The organism is Micromonospora sp. WMMD712 (assembly GCF_029581295.1).
GTDB classification, from domain to species: Bacteria; Actinomycetota; Actinomycetes; order Mycobacteriales; family Micromonosporaceae; genus Micromonospora; species Micromonospora carbonacea.
Genome location: NZ_CP120743.1, coordinates 1,442,601 through 1,458,797 on the forward strand (window position 1 = coordinate 1,442,601; position 16,197 = coordinate 1,458,797).

The 16,197-nt window shown below is 72.9% G+C and carries 12 protein-coding genes and 1 riboswitch; of the genes, 5 read left to right on the forward strand and 7 right to left on the reverse strand.

The features are described from left to right. Positions 1 to 38 precede the first annotated feature (38 nt). Positions 39 to 2,414, reverse strand: coding sequence for a ribonucleoside-diphosphate reductase subunit alpha (locus O7633_RS05905; RefSeq protein ID WP_282326617.1), 2,376 nt, complete (start codon positions 2,412 to 2,414; stop codon positions 39 to 41). Between the two features lie 136 nt (positions 2,415 to 2,550). Next, positions 2,551 to 2,762: riboswitch (cobalamin riboswitch) on the reverse strand. 242 nt (positions 2,763 to 3,004) lie between these two features. Between O7633_RS05905 and O7633_RS05910 the strand changes: the two genes are divergently transcribed. The 3 genes from O7633_RS05910 to O7633_RS05920 all read left to right on the forward strand — a co-directional run bounded on the left by O7633_RS05910 (position 3,005) and on the right by O7633_RS05920 (position 4,991). Next, positions 3,005 to 3,409, forward strand: coding sequence for an ester cyclase (locus tag O7633_RS05910; RefSeq protein ID WP_282326619.1), 405 nt, complete (start codon positions 3,005 to 3,007; stop codon positions 3,407 to 3,409). Positions 3,410 to 3,555: 146 nt separating this feature from the next. After that, positions 3,556 to 4,317: an SDR family oxidoreductase gene (locus O7633_RS05915; protein ID WP_282326620.1), complete on the forward strand. Its 762-nt coding sequence runs from the start codon at positions 3,556 to 3,558 to the stop codon at positions 4,315 to 4,317. Positions 4,318 to 4,466: 149 nt separating this feature from the next. Then, the gene (locus O7633_RS05920; protein ID WP_282326622.1) at positions 4,467 to 4,991 is read left to right on the forward strand and encodes a sigma-70 family RNA polymerase sigma factor; all 525 of its coding nucleotides are present in this window, start codon (positions 4,467 to 4,469) and stop codon (positions 4,989 to 4,991) included. A gap of 98 nt (positions 4,992 to 5,089) precedes the next feature. Here the strand turns inward: O7633_RS05920 and O7633_RS05925 are convergent, their stop codons facing one another. The 3 genes from O7633_RS05925 to O7633_RS05935 all read right to left on the reverse strand — a co-directional run bounded on the left by O7633_RS05925 (position 5,090) and on the right by O7633_RS05935 (position 10,737). After that, positions 5,090 to 8,221 (reverse strand): glycoside hydrolase family 2 TIM barrel-domain containing protein, encoded by a 3,132-nt coding sequence (locus tag O7633_RS05925; protein WP_282326624.1) that lies wholly within the window; start codon positions 8,219 to 8,221, stop codon positions 5,090 to 5,092. A 282-nt stretch (positions 8,222 to 8,503) separates the two neighbouring features. Beyond that, on the reverse strand, positions 8,504 to 9,523 hold the full coding sequence (locus O7633_RS05930) for a phosphotransferase family protein (protein ID WP_282326626.1): 1,020 nt from the start codon (positions 9,521 to 9,523) through the stop codon (positions 8,504 to 8,506). Further along, positions 9,520 to 10,737 carry an acyl-CoA dehydrogenase family protein gene (locus O7633_RS05935; RefSeq protein ID WP_282328474.1) on the reverse strand — a complete coding sequence of 406 codons (1,218 nt, stop codon included), beginning with the start codon at positions 10,735 to 10,737 and terminating at the stop codon, positions 9,520 to 9,522. The genes O7633_RS05930 and O7633_RS05935 overlap by 4 nt, the downstream gene beginning before the upstream one ends. A gap of 92 nt (positions 10,738 to 10,829) precedes the next feature. Between O7633_RS05935 and O7633_RS05940 the strand changes: the two genes are divergently transcribed. After that, a complete protein-coding gene (locus tag O7633_RS05940) occupies positions 10,830 to 11,486 on the forward strand; it encodes a TetR/AcrR family transcriptional regulator (RefSeq protein WP_282326627.1) in 657 nt (218 codons plus the stop codon). Positions 11,487 to 11,560: 74 nt separating this feature from the next. Then, on the forward strand, positions 11,561 to 13,141 hold the full coding sequence (locus O7633_RS05945) for a long-chain-fatty-acid--CoA ligase (RefSeq protein WP_282326628.1): 1,581 nt from the start codon (positions 11,561 to 11,563) through the stop codon (positions 13,139 to 13,141). 80 nt (positions 13,142 to 13,221) lie between these two features. Here O7633_RS05945 and O7633_RS05950 read toward each other — a convergent pair whose 3' ends face one another. The 3 genes from O7633_RS05950 to O7633_RS05960 are packed head-to-tail and all read right to left on the reverse strand — an operon-like array spanning position 13,222 to position 16,105. Then, positions 13,222 to 13,890, reverse strand: a complete 669-nt coding sequence (locus O7633_RS05950; protein ID WP_282326629.1) for an LUD domain-containing protein — start codon at positions 13,888 to 13,890, stop codon at positions 13,222 to 13,224. Beyond that, positions 13,887 to 15,335, reverse strand: coding sequence for a lactate utilization protein B (locus O7633_RS05955; protein WP_282326630.1), 1,449 nt, complete (start codon positions 15,333 to 15,335; stop codon positions 13,887 to 13,889). Before O7633_RS05955 ends, O7633_RS05950 begins: the two co-directional genes overlap by 4 nt. Continuing rightward, complete coding sequence (locus O7633_RS05960; RefSeq protein ID WP_282326631.1) at positions 15,332 to 16,105, reverse strand: (Fe-S)-binding protein; 774 nt, start codon at positions 16,103 to 16,105, stop codon at positions 15,332 to 15,334. The genes O7633_RS05955 and O7633_RS05960 overlap by 4 nt, the downstream gene beginning before the upstream one ends. Between the last annotated feature and the right edge of the window lie 92 nt (positions 16,106 to 16,197).

Below are 16,197 nucleotides of genomic sequence, written 5' to 3' on the forward strand. Positions count from 1 at the left end.
GGACCGCTCGCCGGCGGGGTGGGATTCGGAAACGGTGGTCACTGGCACGCCTCGCAGCTCTCGGGGTTCTCCAGGGAGCAGGCCAGCGCCTCGTCGGCGCTCACCGCGACGACCGGCCCGGTGGCCGGGGCGACCGCGACGGTGGCCTGCTGGATCCGGGTCGCGGGACGCGACCGCAGGTAGTAGGTGGTCTTCAGCCCGGACTTCCAGGCGTACAGGTACATCGAGGAGAGCTTGCCGATGGTCGGCGCGCTCAGGAACAGGTTGAGCGACTGCGACTGGTCGACGTACGGGGCGCGGGCGGCGGCCAGGTCGATCAGCGCGCGTTGCGGCAGCTCCCACGCCGTGCGGAACAGGCTCCGCACCGCCTCGGGCAGCTCGGTGACGCCCTGCACCGAGCCCTCGTCGCGCTTGATCCGCTCGCGGACCGCCGGGGTCCACAGCCCGCGCTCCTTCAGCTCACGGACCAGGTACGTGTTGACCTGGAGGAACTCGCCGGACATGGTCTCGCGCTTGAACAGGTTGGACACCTGCGGCTCGATGCACTCGTAGCAGCCGGCGATCGAGGCGATGGTGGCGGTCGGCGCGATCGCGACCAGCAGCGAGTTGCGCAGGCCGTGCGCGGCGATCCGCGCGCGCAGCGCGGCCCACCGCGCCGTCTGGGTGACCTCCGCGCCCCACAGGTCCGGGTGCAGCTCGCCGCGGGCGGCCCGGGTCCGGGCGTACGCCGGGTGCGGGCCGAACCGTTCGGCGAGGCCGGCGGAGGTCTCCAGGGCGGTCAGCAGGATCTCCTCCTGCACCCGGGTCGACAGCTCGCGGGCCTCGGGCGAGTCGAACGGCAGGCGCAGGGTGAACAGCGCGTCCTGCCAGCCCATCAGCCCGAGCCCGACCGGCCGCCAGCGCGGGTTCGACGCCGCCGCCTGCGCCGCCGGGTAGTAGTTGATGTCGATGACCCGGTCGAGGAACACCACCGCCGTGCGGACCGTCGCGCGCAGCCGGTCCCAGTCGACGCCGTCGGCCCCGACGTGCGCGCCCAGGTTGACCGAGCCGAGGTTGCACACGGCCGTCTCGGCGTCGTCGTTGACCTCCAGGATCTCGGTGCACAGGTTCGACAGGTGGATCACGTTGCCCGGCTCGCCGGTCTGGTTGGACAGCCGGTTGGACGCGTCCTTGAACGTCATCCACCCGTTGCCGGTCTGCGCGAGCGTGCGCATCATCCGCCCGTACAGGTCGCGGGCCTTCACGGTGCGGACGGCCTTCTTCTCCGCCGCCCGGTACGCGGAGTCGAACGCCTCGCCGTAGAGGTCGGGCAGCTCGGGGGCGTCGGACGGGTCGATCAGCGACCAGTCGCCGTCGGCCTCGACCCGGCGCATGAACTCGTCCGGGATCCAGTTGGCCAGGTTCAGGTTGTGGGTGCGCCGGGACTCCTCGCCGGTGTTGTCCCGCAGCTCCAGGAACTCCTCGACGTCCGGGTGCCACGGCTCCAGGTAGACGCAGGCCGCGCCCTTGCGCCGGCCGCCCTGGTTGACCGCCGCCACCCCGGCGTCGAGCGTCTTGAGGAACGGCACGATCCCGTTCGAGCGCCCGTTGGTGCCCCGGATCAGCGCGCCGCGGCCCCGCACCCGCGACCAGGAGATGCCGATGCCGCCGGAGAACTTCGACAGCTTCGCGACCTGGTGGTAGCGCTCGTAGATCGAGTCGAGTTCGTCGCGCGGCGAGTCGACCAGGAAGCACGACGACATCTGGGTGTGCCGGGTGCCGGAGTTGAACAGCGTCGGCGAGCTGGGCAGGTACGCCAGGCTGGACATCAGCCGGTAGAAGGCGACCGCCTCCCCCGGCGTCTGCGACAGTCCGCAGGCCACCCGCAGCAGCCAGTACTGCGGCGTCTCCACCACCAGCCGGGTCTGCGGGTGCCGCAGCAGGTAGCGGTCGGCGACGGTGCGCAGGCCGAAGTACTCGAACCGCAGGTCACCGGCCGGGTCGACGGCGTCGTCCAGCTCGCGGGCGTGGGCGGCCACGAACACGGCCGTGTCGTCGCCGATCAGGCCGAGGCCGTGGGCGTACCGGATGGACTGGCTGAAGCTGTCCACCTGCTGCCCGCGGACCTCCTCGGCCACGTACGCGGCCAGCAGCCGCGCCGCCAGCTTCGAGTACTGCGGCTCCTCGCCGATCAGCTCCGCCGCCGTCTGGATCGACAGCTTGTCCAGCTCGGCGGTGGTCGCCCCGTCGTACAGGCCGCTGATCGTCCTCGTCGCCACCCGCAGCGGATCGACCTCGTCCAGGTCGGCGACCCAGCGCTGCACCGCCTCGACGATCTTGTTGACGTCCACCGGCTCGGTGTCGCCGTCCCGCTTCCGGACCTGCATGACGTGCCGGCGTTGCCCCGGCCCCGCCAGCTCCCGCGTCGCGCCCATGTTCGCCCTCCTCAAGCCCGTCGCCGAGGTCGAGGGCGCGCGGGAGGACGCCGCCGGGCACCCGCGACGGCGCGCTTCGCCGCCGCTGCCCGGCTGATGGCGTCGGCCGTCCCACGCGGCCTTCGACCGCCGCACGCGACGCGTGCGGCACGCTGGCAGGTCTTCGGACTCGCGGGCGTCGTGCTCGGTGCCTACTGGCCGTCGCTTCCCAGGCCCGGCCGGGCCCAGTGCTTCGTTGACGGCGGTCGTTCCCACTCACCGCTGCGGGGCAGCCCCGGATTCGCACCGGGTTCCCTCTTGCCTCGACCACCGTGGAGCGGCGGTCGAACCAGCTACGGGTGACACCATATATGGGCGCAAGGCGAAGATGGCAACACCAGATGATGTGCCGGGCGAGTCGCCTCGCAGCGTGACCCCACCACCGCGACGGGTGAGCGGAGCGCCGGAACCGCGGGCGGCCGGCAGGGCGAGATGCAGTCGGTTGACAGACGCCGCGCGCCGCCGGCCGCACGAGACTGACCGGCGAGCCGTCGCGGCGGGGCCCGCCCCGGCTCGTCACCATCCCGACCCCTCGACCGAGAGGACCACCCATGTCCGAGGAGAACAAGCGGATCGTCCGCGACTACTTCCAGGAGCTCGACCGCGGCCGGACGACCCCGCTGCACCTGTGCACCGACGACTACCGGTTCCACCCGGCCGGGCTGCCGTCGATGGACCGGCAGGGGGTGAAGGAGTTCGGTGACGCCTTCTTCGCCGGCATGACCGACCTGCGCCACCCCCTCGTCGAGCTGATCGCCGACGGGGACCTCGTGGCGCTGCGCTGCCGGTACGAGGGCACCCACGACGGGGAGCTCATGGGCGTGCCCGCCAGCGGGCGACGGGTCTCGGCGGTCGGCATCGGCGTCATGCGCGTCGAGGACGGCAAGATCGCGGAGTTCTGGGTGTCGCCCGACCGGCTGACCATCATGCAGCAGATCGGCGCCCTCCCGTCCTAGCCGGACGCCAGCCGCCGGGGCGACGCCTGAGTCGCCCGCCCCGGCGGCGCCCGGATCGGGAAGTCGAATGACAGATGTGACTCCCCCGGCCACCGCCCAGCATTGGTGCGGCAACCATCCGAACGGGCGACAGGAGCATTCACGCCATGCAGACGATCCTCATCACCGGTGCCTCCTCCGGATACGGGCGGGAGACCGCCCGGCACTTCCTCGCGCAGGGGTGGAACGTCATCGCCACCATGCGGACGCCGCGCGCGGACGTCCTGCCCGAGTCGGACCGGCTCCGCGTCCTGGAGCTCGACGTGACCAGGCCCGACACGATCACCGCCGCGTTCGCCGCGGCGGGGCCCGTCGACGTGCTGGTCAACAACGCCGGCGTCGGGCTGATCGGCGTCTTCGAGGGCACCCCCATGGCCCGGGTCCGGGAGATCTTCGAGACCAACACCTTCGGGGTGATGGCGACCACCCAGGCGGTGCTGCCGCAGTTCCGTGAGCGCGGGTCCGGGGTGGTGGTCAACGTGACCTCCAGCGTGGTGCTCGGCCACATGCCGCTCTCGGCCGTCTACAAGGCCAGCAAGATGGCCATCGAGGGGTTCACCGCGTCCCTCGCCCTGGAGCTCGCGGAGTTCGGCGTGCGGGCCAGGACCGTCGAGCCGGGGGCCTGCCTGACGACGAACTTCGCCGCCGGGGCGACGAACAACATCGACCTCACCGCCTCGCTGGAGGGACTGGTCCCGGCGCCCTACGAGCCCTTCGCGAAGAGGACCCTCGGCGGCTTCGTCAACCAGGACCTGTTCACCCGGGAGAGCGACGTCGCCGAGACGGTGTGGCGGGCCGTCCACGACACCACCGGCCAGCTGCGCTTCCCCGCCGGCCCCGACGCCCTCTGGCTCGACCAGGCGAGGTGATCGACCGGACCGCGCCGTGCGGCGCGGTCCGGCGGTCCGGCCCCGCGCGTGCGGGGCCGGACCGCCGCGCCACATCGTCACAAACACGTCAGCCGGCGTTCCTAACGTCATTCCCGGCAGCCGTGCCGCCCGAGTGATTGGACCGCCCTGTGACCTGCCTGGCCAACGACAACGACACCGACACCCGCATCCGTGAGCTGCTCGCCGCGCACGGCACGCCACTGACCCGGTTCGTCCACGGCCTGACCAACAGCCACCGGCAGACCGCCGAGGACGTCATCCAGGAGACCCTGCTGCGGGCGTGGCGTCACCTCGACTCGCTGCCGCCCGACAGCGACGGCCGAAGCCGACGCTGGCTGTTCACCGTGGCCCGGCGGCTCGTCATCGACGAGGCCCGGCGACGGCAGGCCCGCCCGGTCGAGGTGGCCACGCAGACGGACCAGGAGTACGGCGCGACCGGCGACGAGACCGCCGACACCGCGATCGCGAACGAGGCGCTGCGGCAGGCGGTCAGCCGGCTCAGCGCAGACCACCGCCGCGTGCTGCACGAGGTCTACTTCCGTGACCGGACGGCCCACGAGGTCGCCGCCGACCTCGATGTCCCGGTCGGCACCGTTCGCTCCCGCGTCTACTACGCGCTCCGCGCCCTCCGCGCCGCGGTGACCGAAGGCTGACGGGCACGGTCGGCGCTGGCCACCCCCGGCAACGGGGGCACGGACGACGGGCCGGCCCGCAGGGTGCGCGGGCCGGCCCGGATCCGGGTGGCCGTCGGCTAGGAGGTCTTCAGGCTCCACCGCTGGTTCGCGCCGCCGTTGCACGACCACAGGACGATCTTCGTGCCGTTGGCGGTGGCGGCGCCGCTGGCATCCAGGCAGAGCCCCGACGCGACCCCGGTGATGGTGCCGTCGGCGTTGACGTTCCACTGCTGGTTGCTGCCGCCGTTGCAGTCCCAGATCACGACCGTGGTGCCGTTGCTGGTCCCCTGGCCGTAGGCGTCCAGGCACTTGTTGCCGTACACCTGGAGCTGCCGGCTCGACGTGTAGGTCCACCGCTGGTTGCTGCCGCCGCCGCAGTCGAAGAGCTGCACCTGGGTGCCGTTGGTCGTCGTCGAGTTCGGCACGTCCACGCAGCGGTTGGACTGCGCGCCGACGATGGTGCCCTGCTGGCCGTTGCCGCCGTTGGCCGGGGGCGGCGGCGCGACCACGGCCGGCGCGGCCGACACGACGGTGGCCCGGTCCAGCGCGACGGAGCCGTTGCCGACGACCCGTACCCGCACGACGTGCTGCCCCTGGGTGAGGGAACCGCTGTTGAACAGCGCCACGTTGCCGCGGCGGGCGGACGCCTGGAAGCTGACCGTCTGCTCCGGACCGCCGTCGACCGAGACGGCGGCCGAGCCGTGCGACGGGTCCTGCACCCCGAACAGCACCACGCGGTTGCCGGTGACGGTGAGGGTGGCCGTGTCGCCGGCGGTGCCGCTGCGGGTGTAGTCCTTGCTGAAGGTCTGGTTGTCCCCGACGGCCTGCCAGCTGCCCGCGTAGACGAAGCTCTGCCGGTCGTTGACGTCGACCGGGAAGCCGAACGTGTACGCTCCGGCCGGCACGATCGGGTCGGTGAACGCCGTCGTGTTCACGGTGACGTTCGCCGACGTCAGGCCCGGCGCGGACGCCGTCAGCGTCACCGCGCCGGTCTGGCCCAGCGCGCTCTTGACGTACACCGCGCCGGTGCCGGCCTCCAGGGCCAGCGGGCTCTCCCCCACGACCGCCCCGGGCCCGGTGACGCTGAACGACACGGGGGCGCTGTTGGTGGGCACCACCTGGTTGTTGCTGTCCAGGGCCCGGACCACGACGCGGGTCATGTCCCCGCCGTCGGCCTTGATCGCGGAGTCGTCGGCCGTCAGCGTCAGCCGGGTCGCCGCGCCCGGGGTGTGCCGGGTGTCGGTGGCCACGACCTGCCCGCCGATCCAGCAGTCGGCCCGCAGCTGCCCGCTGCTCACGGTGATCCCGGTGAACTGGAACATCGGGTGCGGCAGACTCGTGTACGCGTTGGGGTTGATGCGTCCGCGGGACGCCCCGTTGACGAACAGCTCGACCTGCTGGCAGTTGCCGCCGACGTAGACGGTGCCGCTGGAGACGCCGGGCGTCCACTGGCTGGCGATCGACACGTACGGCCCGTACAGCGCCGGGTCGCGCTGCGAGGCGTACGCGGCGGCGGCGATCTTCGGGATCCGGAAGATGTCCGAGACGCCGTGGTAGCAGGTGTAGTCCTGGCACGACGGCGGGGTGACGAACGTGGTGTTGTAGTCGAACGCCGCCCAGCCCAGCGCGCCGGCCATGTTCGACCTGCCGGCGGCGGTGTTCTGCACGTTCAGGTGCACCCGCATCGTGTTGACCTGCGTCTGCTCCGGGTCCCACGACTTGTGCGGGGAGGTGTGCCCGACCGCCTCGGTGACCAGCCACGGCAGCACGGTCGGCGCCTCGGCGGTGCCGGAGAAGTCGTTGTAGGTGTAGACGTCCTCCAGCAGCTCGCTGCCCTTGAAGTTGCGCACGCCGCCGGTGGGACGCGACGGGTCGAGTTGCCGGGCCAGGTTGTTGGTGCGGGTGTAGAAGTTGTGGTTGTCGCCGGACTCGTTGATCCGCACCCCCCACAGCACGACCGACGGGTGGTTGCGGTCGCGCATCACCATCTCGCGGACGTTCTCCACCGCGATGTCCTGCCAGGCGGTGTTGCCGATGTGCTGCCAGCCGGGGATCTCCTCCATGACCAGCAGGCCGATCTCGTCGGCGCGGTCGAGGAACTCCGGGTCCTGCGGGTAGTGCGACGTCCGCACGATGTTCGCGCCGAGCTCGTACTTGATGATGTCGGCGTCCTTGGCCTGGAGCCGGTTGGGCGCGGCCCGGCCGATGTAGGGGTAGGACTCGTGCCGGTTGAGCCCGCGCAGCTTCAGCGCCTGGCCGTTGATGTAGAACTTGCCGTCGCTCTTGTTGAACTGGATGCTCCGGATGCCGATCCGGGTCTTGTGCTCGTCCACGTAGGTGGAGCCGTCGCGCACCTGGGTGTAGACGGTGTAGAGGTACGGGCGGTCCGGGTGCCAGGCGGTGGGGTTGGCGATCGTGCTGGTGTTGTAGGCGAACTCGACGGCCGACTGCGCCCCGATGGTCTGGGTGGCCGTGCCGGTGGCCACGACGTTGTCGGTGGCGTCGACGACCTGGGTGACGACGGTGACCGAGCGGGACTGTGCGCTGTCGTTGCGCACCCGGGTCCGCGCGTTGACCGTGTTGGTGTTCGGCGTGGTGAGGTACGTCCAGTCCACGTGCACCGGGTCGGTGACGATCATGTTGACGTCGCGGACGATCCCGCCCCAGACGTAGTAGTCGATCGCGCCGCCCTCCGGCGGGATGTCGTTGCGGGTCATGGAGTCGACCTTCACCGCGATCACGTTGTCGGCGCCGCCGATGGTGAGGTACGGCGTGATGTCGTACGTGAAGGAGGTGTAGGCGCCCTTGTGCTGGCCGACGAAGGTGCCGTTGACGTAGACGTCGGCGACCTTCGCGACGCCCTGGAACTCGACGGCGATCCGGCGGCCGGAGTACTGGGCGGGCAGCGTGAAGTGGCGGCGGTACCACGAGGCGGGCGCCTCGAAGTCGCCCTTGGGGAAGCCCTTGTGCGGATGGGTCCGGAAGTAGGGCAGCGTCACGGGGACGAAGCCGCTCTCGTCCAGCCCCACGGCCTGCCCGGCACCGCCGGGCACGTCGCCGGAGAACAGCCAGTGGGTGTTGAAGTTGAGCACGGACCGGTTGGACCCCTGCGGAACGTAGGGGGCGGCGGACGCCGGTCCCGGCGGCCCGATCAGCACGAGCGCGGCGGCGGTGACCAGCGCCGTGAGGGCAGCGGCTAGCTTTCGCATTGTCCTCCCCATTTCTCGGGAATGCGGGTGGAAGAGCCGGGCCGTCCGGGTGCAGGCAGGGCTGCTGCGGCACGTGCGCTCCCCCGCCTGGCGGAGGGTGACGGGAGCATGGCCAACGTAATTCGTATGACATCTGATGTCAATATCGTTACATGGGAGTACGTCGATGAATAGTGTGGCTCGTCCTGCGGTGCGACTTCGACTGCGCCGCGTCGGCCACCGGCGGCGCCGAGACCGCCAGCGCGGACATCCGGTTCACCAACTTCTGAAGGGGTGCCCGGATCACCGGCCGAGCCGGGCCAGCCCGGCGGCGAGCAGGCCGGGCACGGCACCGCCCACCGTCTCGAAACCGGAGCCGACGGTCATCCCCTCCACGAACCGGCGGTGCACGCCCTCCGCGATCACGGCCAGCTTGTAGTAACCCAGCGCCTCGTAAAAGGTCAGATGGGTGAGGTCGCGGAACGTGCCGGCGGCGTAGCCCGCCACCAGCTCGTCGCGGGTCGGGAAGTGGTCGCTGCCGGTCACCGGGCAGCCGTGCGGCAGCACGGGCGCGCACACCGGGTCGGTGTAGACCAGCAGCAGGCCCAGGTCGGTGAGCGGGTCGCCGATCGTGGCCATCTCCCAGTCGAGCAGCGCGGCCGCCCCGGACAGGTCCGCCGCGTAGATGATGTTGTCCAACCGGAAGTCGCCGTGCACGATGCCCGGCGCGGACTGCGGCGGCACGGCGGCCGCCAGGCGTCGGTGCAGTTCGTCGGCGTCGGCGGACGACCGGGTCGCGACGACGTCCCACTGCCGCTTCCAGCGGTGCACCTGTCGCAGCAGGAAGCCCTCCGGCCGGCCGAAGGCGTCGAGGCCGACGCTCGCGGGCGCCACGGAGTGCAGCCGCAGCAACAGGTCGATCATCGACTGCCCGACGGCGCGCACGGTCGACGGCGCGAGGACGGCGAGTTGCCCGGGGTCGCGGATCACCACGCCGTCGACCCAGGCCGCGAGGCTGAACGGCGCCCCGATCACGGCCGGGTCCGCGCAGTACAGCACGGGTGCCGCGACCGGCACGGTCGAGCCGGCCAGGGCGGCGGTGACCCGGAACTCGCGGTGGATGTCGTTCGCCGAGGGCGCGATGGTGCCGAACGGAGGACGCCGAAGCGCCCACGACCGGTCGCCGGCGTGGACGGCGTACGTCAGGTTGGAACGCCCACCGTCCACGAAGTCCACCCGCAGGCCCCCGGCGAGGCCCGGGATGCGGTCGGCCAGGTACGCCTCCAGCGCGGGCAGGTCCAGCGGGCGCAGGTCGGCGGTCATGCCGGCAGCGCTCCCCGCACCGCCGCGTCGCGCTCCCGGGCCCGGCGCTTGACCGCCCGGCGGGAGATCGCCCAGCGATGGGTCTCGCTCGGCCCGTCGTAGATCCGGAACGCGCGCACCTCCCGCAGGTAGCGCCCGAGCATGAGGTCGCCCGAGACGCCGAGGGAGCCGCAGATCTGCAGCGACCGGTCGACGATCCGCCACACCGCCTCCGCGACGAACGCCTTCGCGACGGAGGTGGACTGCGCGGCGCGGCCCCCGGAGTCGAGCTCCCACGCCGCCCGCAGGATGAGGGCGCGGCTGGCCTCGATGTCGATCTCGCTGTCGGCGAGCATCTGCTGGATCATGCCCAGGTCGGCCAGCGCCGACCCGAAGGCCCGCCGTCCGGCCGCGCGGTCCAGCGCGACGTCCTGGGCGTGGCGGGCCAGGCCGAGCCACCGCATGCAGTGCGTCAGGCGTGCCGGCGCGAGCCGGACCTGGGCGTTGTCGAACCCCTGGTCCACCGCGCCGAGGACCCGGTCGGCCGGGACGAAGCAGTCCCGTAGCAGGAACTCGCCGTGCCCGCCGACCATCGCCTCGTCGAGGGTCTCGATCGTCCGGACCAGCTCCAGCCCGGGGGCGTCGGTGTCGACCAGGAACATCGTCGCCCCACCCCGGTCGCCGGGCTGGCCGGAGGTGCGGGCCATGACGATGGCGAACGCCGCCCCGTCGGCGCCGGTGGTGAACCACTTGCGCCCGTTCAGGACCCACCCGCCCGGGACCGGGCGGGCGGTGGTGGCGAGCGCGCTCGGGTCGGATCCCGCCCCCGGCGCCGGCTCGGTCATGGCGAAGCAGGAACGGATCAGCCCGGCCGCGAGCGGGCGGAGGTACCGCTCCTGCTGGTCGGGGTCGGCCACCGCCGCCAGCAGGTGCATGTTGCCCTCGTCGGGGGCCGCGATGTTGAGCGCCAGCGGGCCGAACAGCGAGTAGCCGGCCTCCTCGAAGACGAGCGCCTGCCCGCGCCGGTCGATGCCCAGGCCGCCCCACCGCGCGGGCAGGTGCGGGCAGAAGACGCCCGCCTGTCTCGCCGCGGCCTGCAGATCGAGCCGCACCTGCTCCGGCAGCGCATGGGCGCTGCCCCGGTGCTCGCGCTCGACGGCGAGCACCGTGCCCCGGACGAACGCCCGGGTGCGTTCGGCGACGGAGCGGGCCGCGTCGTCGGGGGTGAGATCCACGGCCAAGGCTGCCTCCGATGCCGTCAACCTGAGCTAACGCTCACTAGCCGATACAGGGAAGCAGCCCCGCGGGGGCGTGTCAACATGTGCCGGTGGAATTCCGGAAGATGGACGACCAGGCACGCCCGCACGGCCCCGCCCCCACCCCCACGGGCGGCCGACCGGATCGGGGCGAGCGGGTCCGGGCCGCGGCGCTCGACCTGTTCGCCGCCCGCGGCTACCAGCTCACCACCATGGACGAGATCGGCGAACGCGCCGGGATCCGGGGCCCCAGCGTGTACAAGCACGTGCGCTCGAAGCAGGACCTGCTCGCCGGGATCATGCTGCGCACCATGACGGCGCTGCTGGAGGACCAGCAGGTCGCCCTCGACGGCGGCGCCGACGTCGAGGGCCGGCTGCGCCGGGCCGCCGAGGCCCACGTGCGCTACCACGCCCGGCACGCGGCGGAGGCGTTCGTCGGCAACCGGGAGATCAACAGCCTGGACGAGCCGCACCGCAGCGACGTCCTCGACCGGCGCGCCACCTACGAGCGGCGGCTGCGCCAGCTCATCACCGACGGCGTCGACCTCGGCCGGTTCCGGGTCCCGTCGGCCCGGCTCGCCTCGTACGCGATTCTCGACATGGGCATCGGGGTGGCGATGTGGTTCCGGCCCGACGGCGAGTTCACCGAGGACGAGGTCGTCCGCCAGTACGGGGAGATGGCCCTGCGGATCGCGGGGCACCACCACCAGGCCGGTTCACATATTTGAACCTGTTGACAGCATATGGAACAGGTGGAAACAATGGCCGGACTCTCCAGCCGAGCGAGACGGAACCCTCTGTTATGGCGAGCAGCGCCCGAGCGGGCCGTGCCGACCGGGACGGGCCCCACAGCAGCCTCAGCTTCGAACCCCTGACCCCGACCGCCTTCCTCGACCGGGCCGCGGCGGTGCACGCCGACCGGTTGGCGGTCGTCGACGGCGCGCTTCGGCTGACGTACCACCAGTTCCACGACCGGTGCCTGCGCCTGGCCGGCGCGCTGGCCGACCTCGGCGTCCGGCCGGGTGACCGGGTCGCCGTCCTGGCACCGAACACGCACCTCATGCTGGAGGCACACTTCGGGGTGCTCTACGGCGGCGCGGTCCTCGTCACGCTGAACACCCGGCTCTCCGCCGACGAACTGCGCTACATCCTCGACCACGCCGGCTGCCGGGTCCTGCTGCACGACCCGGATCTCGCCGGGTTCGCCGCCACGATCGTCCGGACGCTGCCCGGGGTGCGGCTGGTCGACGGCGGCGCGGAGTACGAGCGACTGCTCGCCGCCGCGCCACCGCGCCGGGTGCCGGTGACCGACGAGCGGGCGCTGATGGCGTTGAACTACACCAGCGGCACCACCGGCCGCCCCAAGGGGGTGATGTACCACCATCGGGGCGCCTACCTACAGTCGCTGGCGATGGTCGCCCACTTCGGCCTGCGCGCCGACACCGTCCACCTGTGGACGCTGCCGATGTTCCACTGCAACGGCTGGTGCTTCACCTGGGCGGTGACCGCGGCCGGGGGCACCCACGTCTGTCTGCCCAGGGTCGTACCGGATCGGGTCTGGGAGCTGATCCGCGACGAGCGGGTCACCATGCTGTGCGCCGCGCCCACGGTGCTCGTGTCCCTCGCCGAGGCGGACGCGGCCGACGCCGGCGCGGGCCGGCAGGTCACGGTCGCGGTCGGCGGCGCGCCGCCGTCGCCCAGCCTGCTGCGCCGGTGCGCGGCGCTCGGCTTCGACGTCACGCACCTGTACGGGCTGACCGAGACGTTCGGCCCGGCGGCGATCTGCGACTGGCGGCCGGAGTGGGACGACCGGCCGGCGGCGGAGCAGGCGACGCTGCGCGCCCGGCAGGGCGTGGCCAACGTGGTCTCGTGCGAGCTGCGGGTGCTGGACGCCGACGGACGCGACGTCCCCGCCGACGGCGAGACGGTCGGCGAGGTCGCGATCCGCGGCAACAACGTCATGCTCGGCTACTACCGGGACGAGGCGGCGACCCGGGAGGCCGGACCGGGCGGCTGGTTCCGCACCGGCGACCTCGGGGTCCGGCACCCCGACGGCTACCTCCAACTGCGCGACCGCGCCAAGGACGTGATCATCTCGGGCGGGGAGAACATCTCGTCCATAGAGGTCGAGGCGGTGCTGTGCAGCCATCCCGCGGTGCTGGAGGCCGCGGTGGTCGCGGTGCCCGACGAGCGCTGGGGCGAGCGGCCGGTGGCCTTCGTGACACTGCGGCCCGGCGCGCCCGCCGACCCGGACGCGCTGCGCGCCCACGTGCGGGCCCACCTGGCCGCCTTCAAGGTGCCCGACCGCATCGAGTTCGGCGACCTGCCCAAGACGGCCTCCGGCAAGGTCCGCAAGGTCGAGCTGCGCGCCACCGCCCGGTAGGGGCGGGACCTGCCGGCACTCGACAGGCCCCACCCACCGCCGCCACCGCACCCGACGACCGCTGCCCGGCCGGGCGGGGCCTACCGGCCCTCGGCCACCACCAGCACGTCCAGGGTACGCGGGCCGTGCACCCCCTCGACCCGGTCGAACTCGATGTCGCTCGTGGCACTGGGCCCGCTGATCCAGGTCATCGGCCGGGTGGCGTCGAGCCGGGCGACCGCGTCCGGCACGGCCGGCACGATCTGGTCGGCACGCACCACCACCAGGTGGTAGTCGGGAACCAGGGTGACCGCGCGCCAGCCCTGGCCCGGCCCCGAGTCGAGCACGATCGTGCCGGTGAGCGCGATCGCCAGGGCGCAGCCGGAGACCACGCCGTCGAAGGCGTCGAGCGCGACCGGGTCCGGTGGCACGTCGCCGCCGACCACCTGCCAACCGGGCGCGGTCCACCGCGCGGGCAGGCCGTGGGGGACGCAGATCCGGGTCCGGCCGCGCTCGCCCAGGATGCCGGCGATCGTCGCGCCGACCTCGTCCGCACCGCACCGGAACGCGCTCGCCCGGTAGTCGGTCAGCCGCTCCACGAACAACCCGACCGGGTCGTCGGCCGGGCGCGCGCCGACGCCCCGGTAGTCCCGGGCCAGCCCGACGCCGGGCGGCCGCGTCCCGACGGCGAGCCGGACCCGGCGCAGCACCTCGGCCCGCGCGGCGTCGGCGTCGCGGCCGGTCCCGCCGGCGGACCCGTCGCGGCTCACCGCCGCCTCCCCCGGGCCCGGAACGGGCGGCGCGGCGGGCGGGGCGCGTCCCGCGACCTCGTCCACGCCGACATCGGCGGTGGCAACCGGCGGATCCAACCGGTGCGCCGGCCCAGGACCCGCCCCAGCCACAGCGCCCGTAGCGCGGCGGACCAGCGCCCCGGGCCGGACATGAGCCAGCCGAGCACCGACATCGCGGCGGCCTCGGACGTCGGCAGCCGCCGTTGTCGCGCGGTCGCCGCCACCGCCTGCGCCCGCAGGTGCACCAGCATGCGCGGGATGTCGATCGCCACCGGGCACGCGTCGAAGCAGGCCCCGCACAGGGTCGACGCGAACGGCAGGTGGGGGTGGTCGGCCACCCCGGTCAGTTGCGGGGTGAGCACCGCGCCGATCGGCCCCGGATAGACCGAGCCGTACGCGTGTCCGCCCGTGCGCTCGTAGACCGGGCAGACGTTCAGGCACGCCGAGCACCGGATGCAGCGCAGGGCCGCCCGACCAGCCGGGTCGGCCAGGGTCGCGGTGCGCCCGTTGTCGAGCAGCACGAGGTGGAACTCCTGCCCCTCCACCGCCCCGGTCCACATCGACGTGTACGGGTTCATCCGCTCGGCGGTCGACGAGCGGGGCAGCAGTTGCAGGAACACCTCGAGGTCGCGCCAGCTCGGCAGGATCTTCTCGATCCCCATGACGGTGATCAGGGTGCGGGGCAGGGTGAGGCACATCCGCCCGTTGCCCTCGGACTCGACGACCGCCAGGGTGCCCGTCTCGGCGATCGCGAAGTTCGCCCCGGAGACGGCCACCCGCGCCGTGAGGAACCGCTGCCGCAGGTGGGCCCGCGCCGCCTCGACCAGCTCGGCCGGCTCGTCGCCGAGCGCGGGGTCCACGCCGGCCATCTCGCGCCGGAAGATGTCGCGGATCTCCCGCCGGTTGCGGTGGATGGCGGGCACGAGGATGTGACTGGGGTGGTCCCGGCCGAGTTGCACGATCAGCTCGGCCAGGTCGGTCTCGACGGCGCCGATGCCGCCCCGGGCCAGCGCCTCGTTGAGGCCGATCTCGGCGGTGACCATCGACTTGACCTTGACCACCTCGGTCGCGCCGGCCTGCCGGACCAGGTCGACGACGATGGCGTTGGCCTCCGCCGCGTCCCGGGCCCAGTGCACCGTGCCGCCCCGGGCGGTCACGGCCTGTTCGAGCTGGAGCAGGTAGCGGTCGAGGTGGTCGAGCACGTCGTCCTTGATGGCGGCTCCGGCGGCCCGCAGCTGCTCCCAGTCGTCGAGCTCGGCGACCGTCTGCAGTCGCCGGCCACGAATGGTGCGGGTGGCGTGCGAGAGGTTGCGCCGCAGCTGGTCGTCGCGCAGCGCCTCGGCGGCGGCGGTCGGGAACGGCGTCGCGGCGTGCAGGTTGCCGACGCCGGGCGACGCGGTGGGCAGGCCCAGGAACACCGTCACGGTCGTCTCCTCGGGTGCGGCGGAGCACCGGGCGGTGCCCACGGTCGGTCTCGGGTCGCGGCCAGGATCTCGGCCAGGTGCACGGTGCGGGCCCTCGCCGCCGCGCGGGAGAGCCCGCCGCCGAGGTGCGTGAGGCACGAGGCGTCCCCTGCGGTGACGACGGTCGCCCCGGTCGCGTCGATCGCCCGCAGCTTGTCGGCGAGCATGGCGGCGGACACCGCCGCGTTCTTCAGCGCGAAGGTGCCACCGAAGCCGCAGCAGGACTCGGCGTCGGGCAGGTCCACGAGTTCGATGCCCTCGACCCGGTCCAGCAGTCGTCGCGCCCGGTCGCCGGTGCGCAGCAGGCGTAGCGCGTGGCACGCCTGGTGCAGCGTCACCCGGTGGGGGAACCACGCACCGACGTCCAGCACGCCGCACACGTCGACGAGGAACTCGGAGAGCTCGTAGGTGCGTGCCGCGACGGCGGCCGCCTCGGCGGCCAGCCCTTCGTCGCCGGCCGCCCGGGCGAGTTCGACGTGCTGGTGCCGGATCGCCGCCACGCACGAGCCGCTGGCCACGACGATCGCCTCGGCGTCGGCGAACGCCGCGACGTGGTTGCGGACCAGGGCCAGCGCCTGGTCGGGGTAGCCGGAGTTCACGTGGAGCTGACCGCAGCAGGTCTGTCGCCGGGGCACGGCCACGTCGAGGCCCAGCCGTTCGAGCACCGCGACCGTCGCGGCGCCGACGCGGGGCACCAACCCGTCCACGAGGCAGGTGACGAACAGCGCCACCCGGTTCGGGGGCGGAGCTGACGCGACGGTACGGGCGCAAGGCCCGGCATCCTGGCCCAATCGATGTCCTTTCGGCGTGCCGCCCGACCCGG

Bases quoted from the DNA above. Each gene is read 5' to 3' on its own strand.
- O7633_RS05910 (WP_282326619.1), top strand. From the start codon at position 3,005: ATGTCCGAGGAGAACAAGCGGATCGTCCGCGACTACTTCCAGGAGCTC.
- O7633_RS05945 (WP_282326628.1), top strand. From the start codon at position 11,561: ATGGCGAGCAGCGCCCGAGCGGGCCGTGCCGACCGGGACGGGCCCCAC.
- O7633_RS05905 (WP_282326617.1), bottom strand. From the start codon at position 2,414: ATGGGCGCGACGCGGGAGCTGGCGGGGCCGGGGCAACGCCGGCACGTC.
- O7633_RS05915 (WP_282326620.1), top strand. From the start codon at position 3,556: ATGCAGACGATCCTCATCACCGGTGCCTCCTCCGGATACGGGCGGGAG.
- O7633_RS05925 (WP_282326624.1), bottom strand. From the start codon at position 8,221: ATGCGAAAGCTAGCCGCTGCCCTCACGGCGCTGGTCACCGCCGCCGCG.
- O7633_RS05930 (WP_282326626.1), bottom strand. From the start codon at position 9,523: ATGACCGCCGACCTGCGCCCGCTGGACCTGCCCGCGCTGGAGGCGTAC.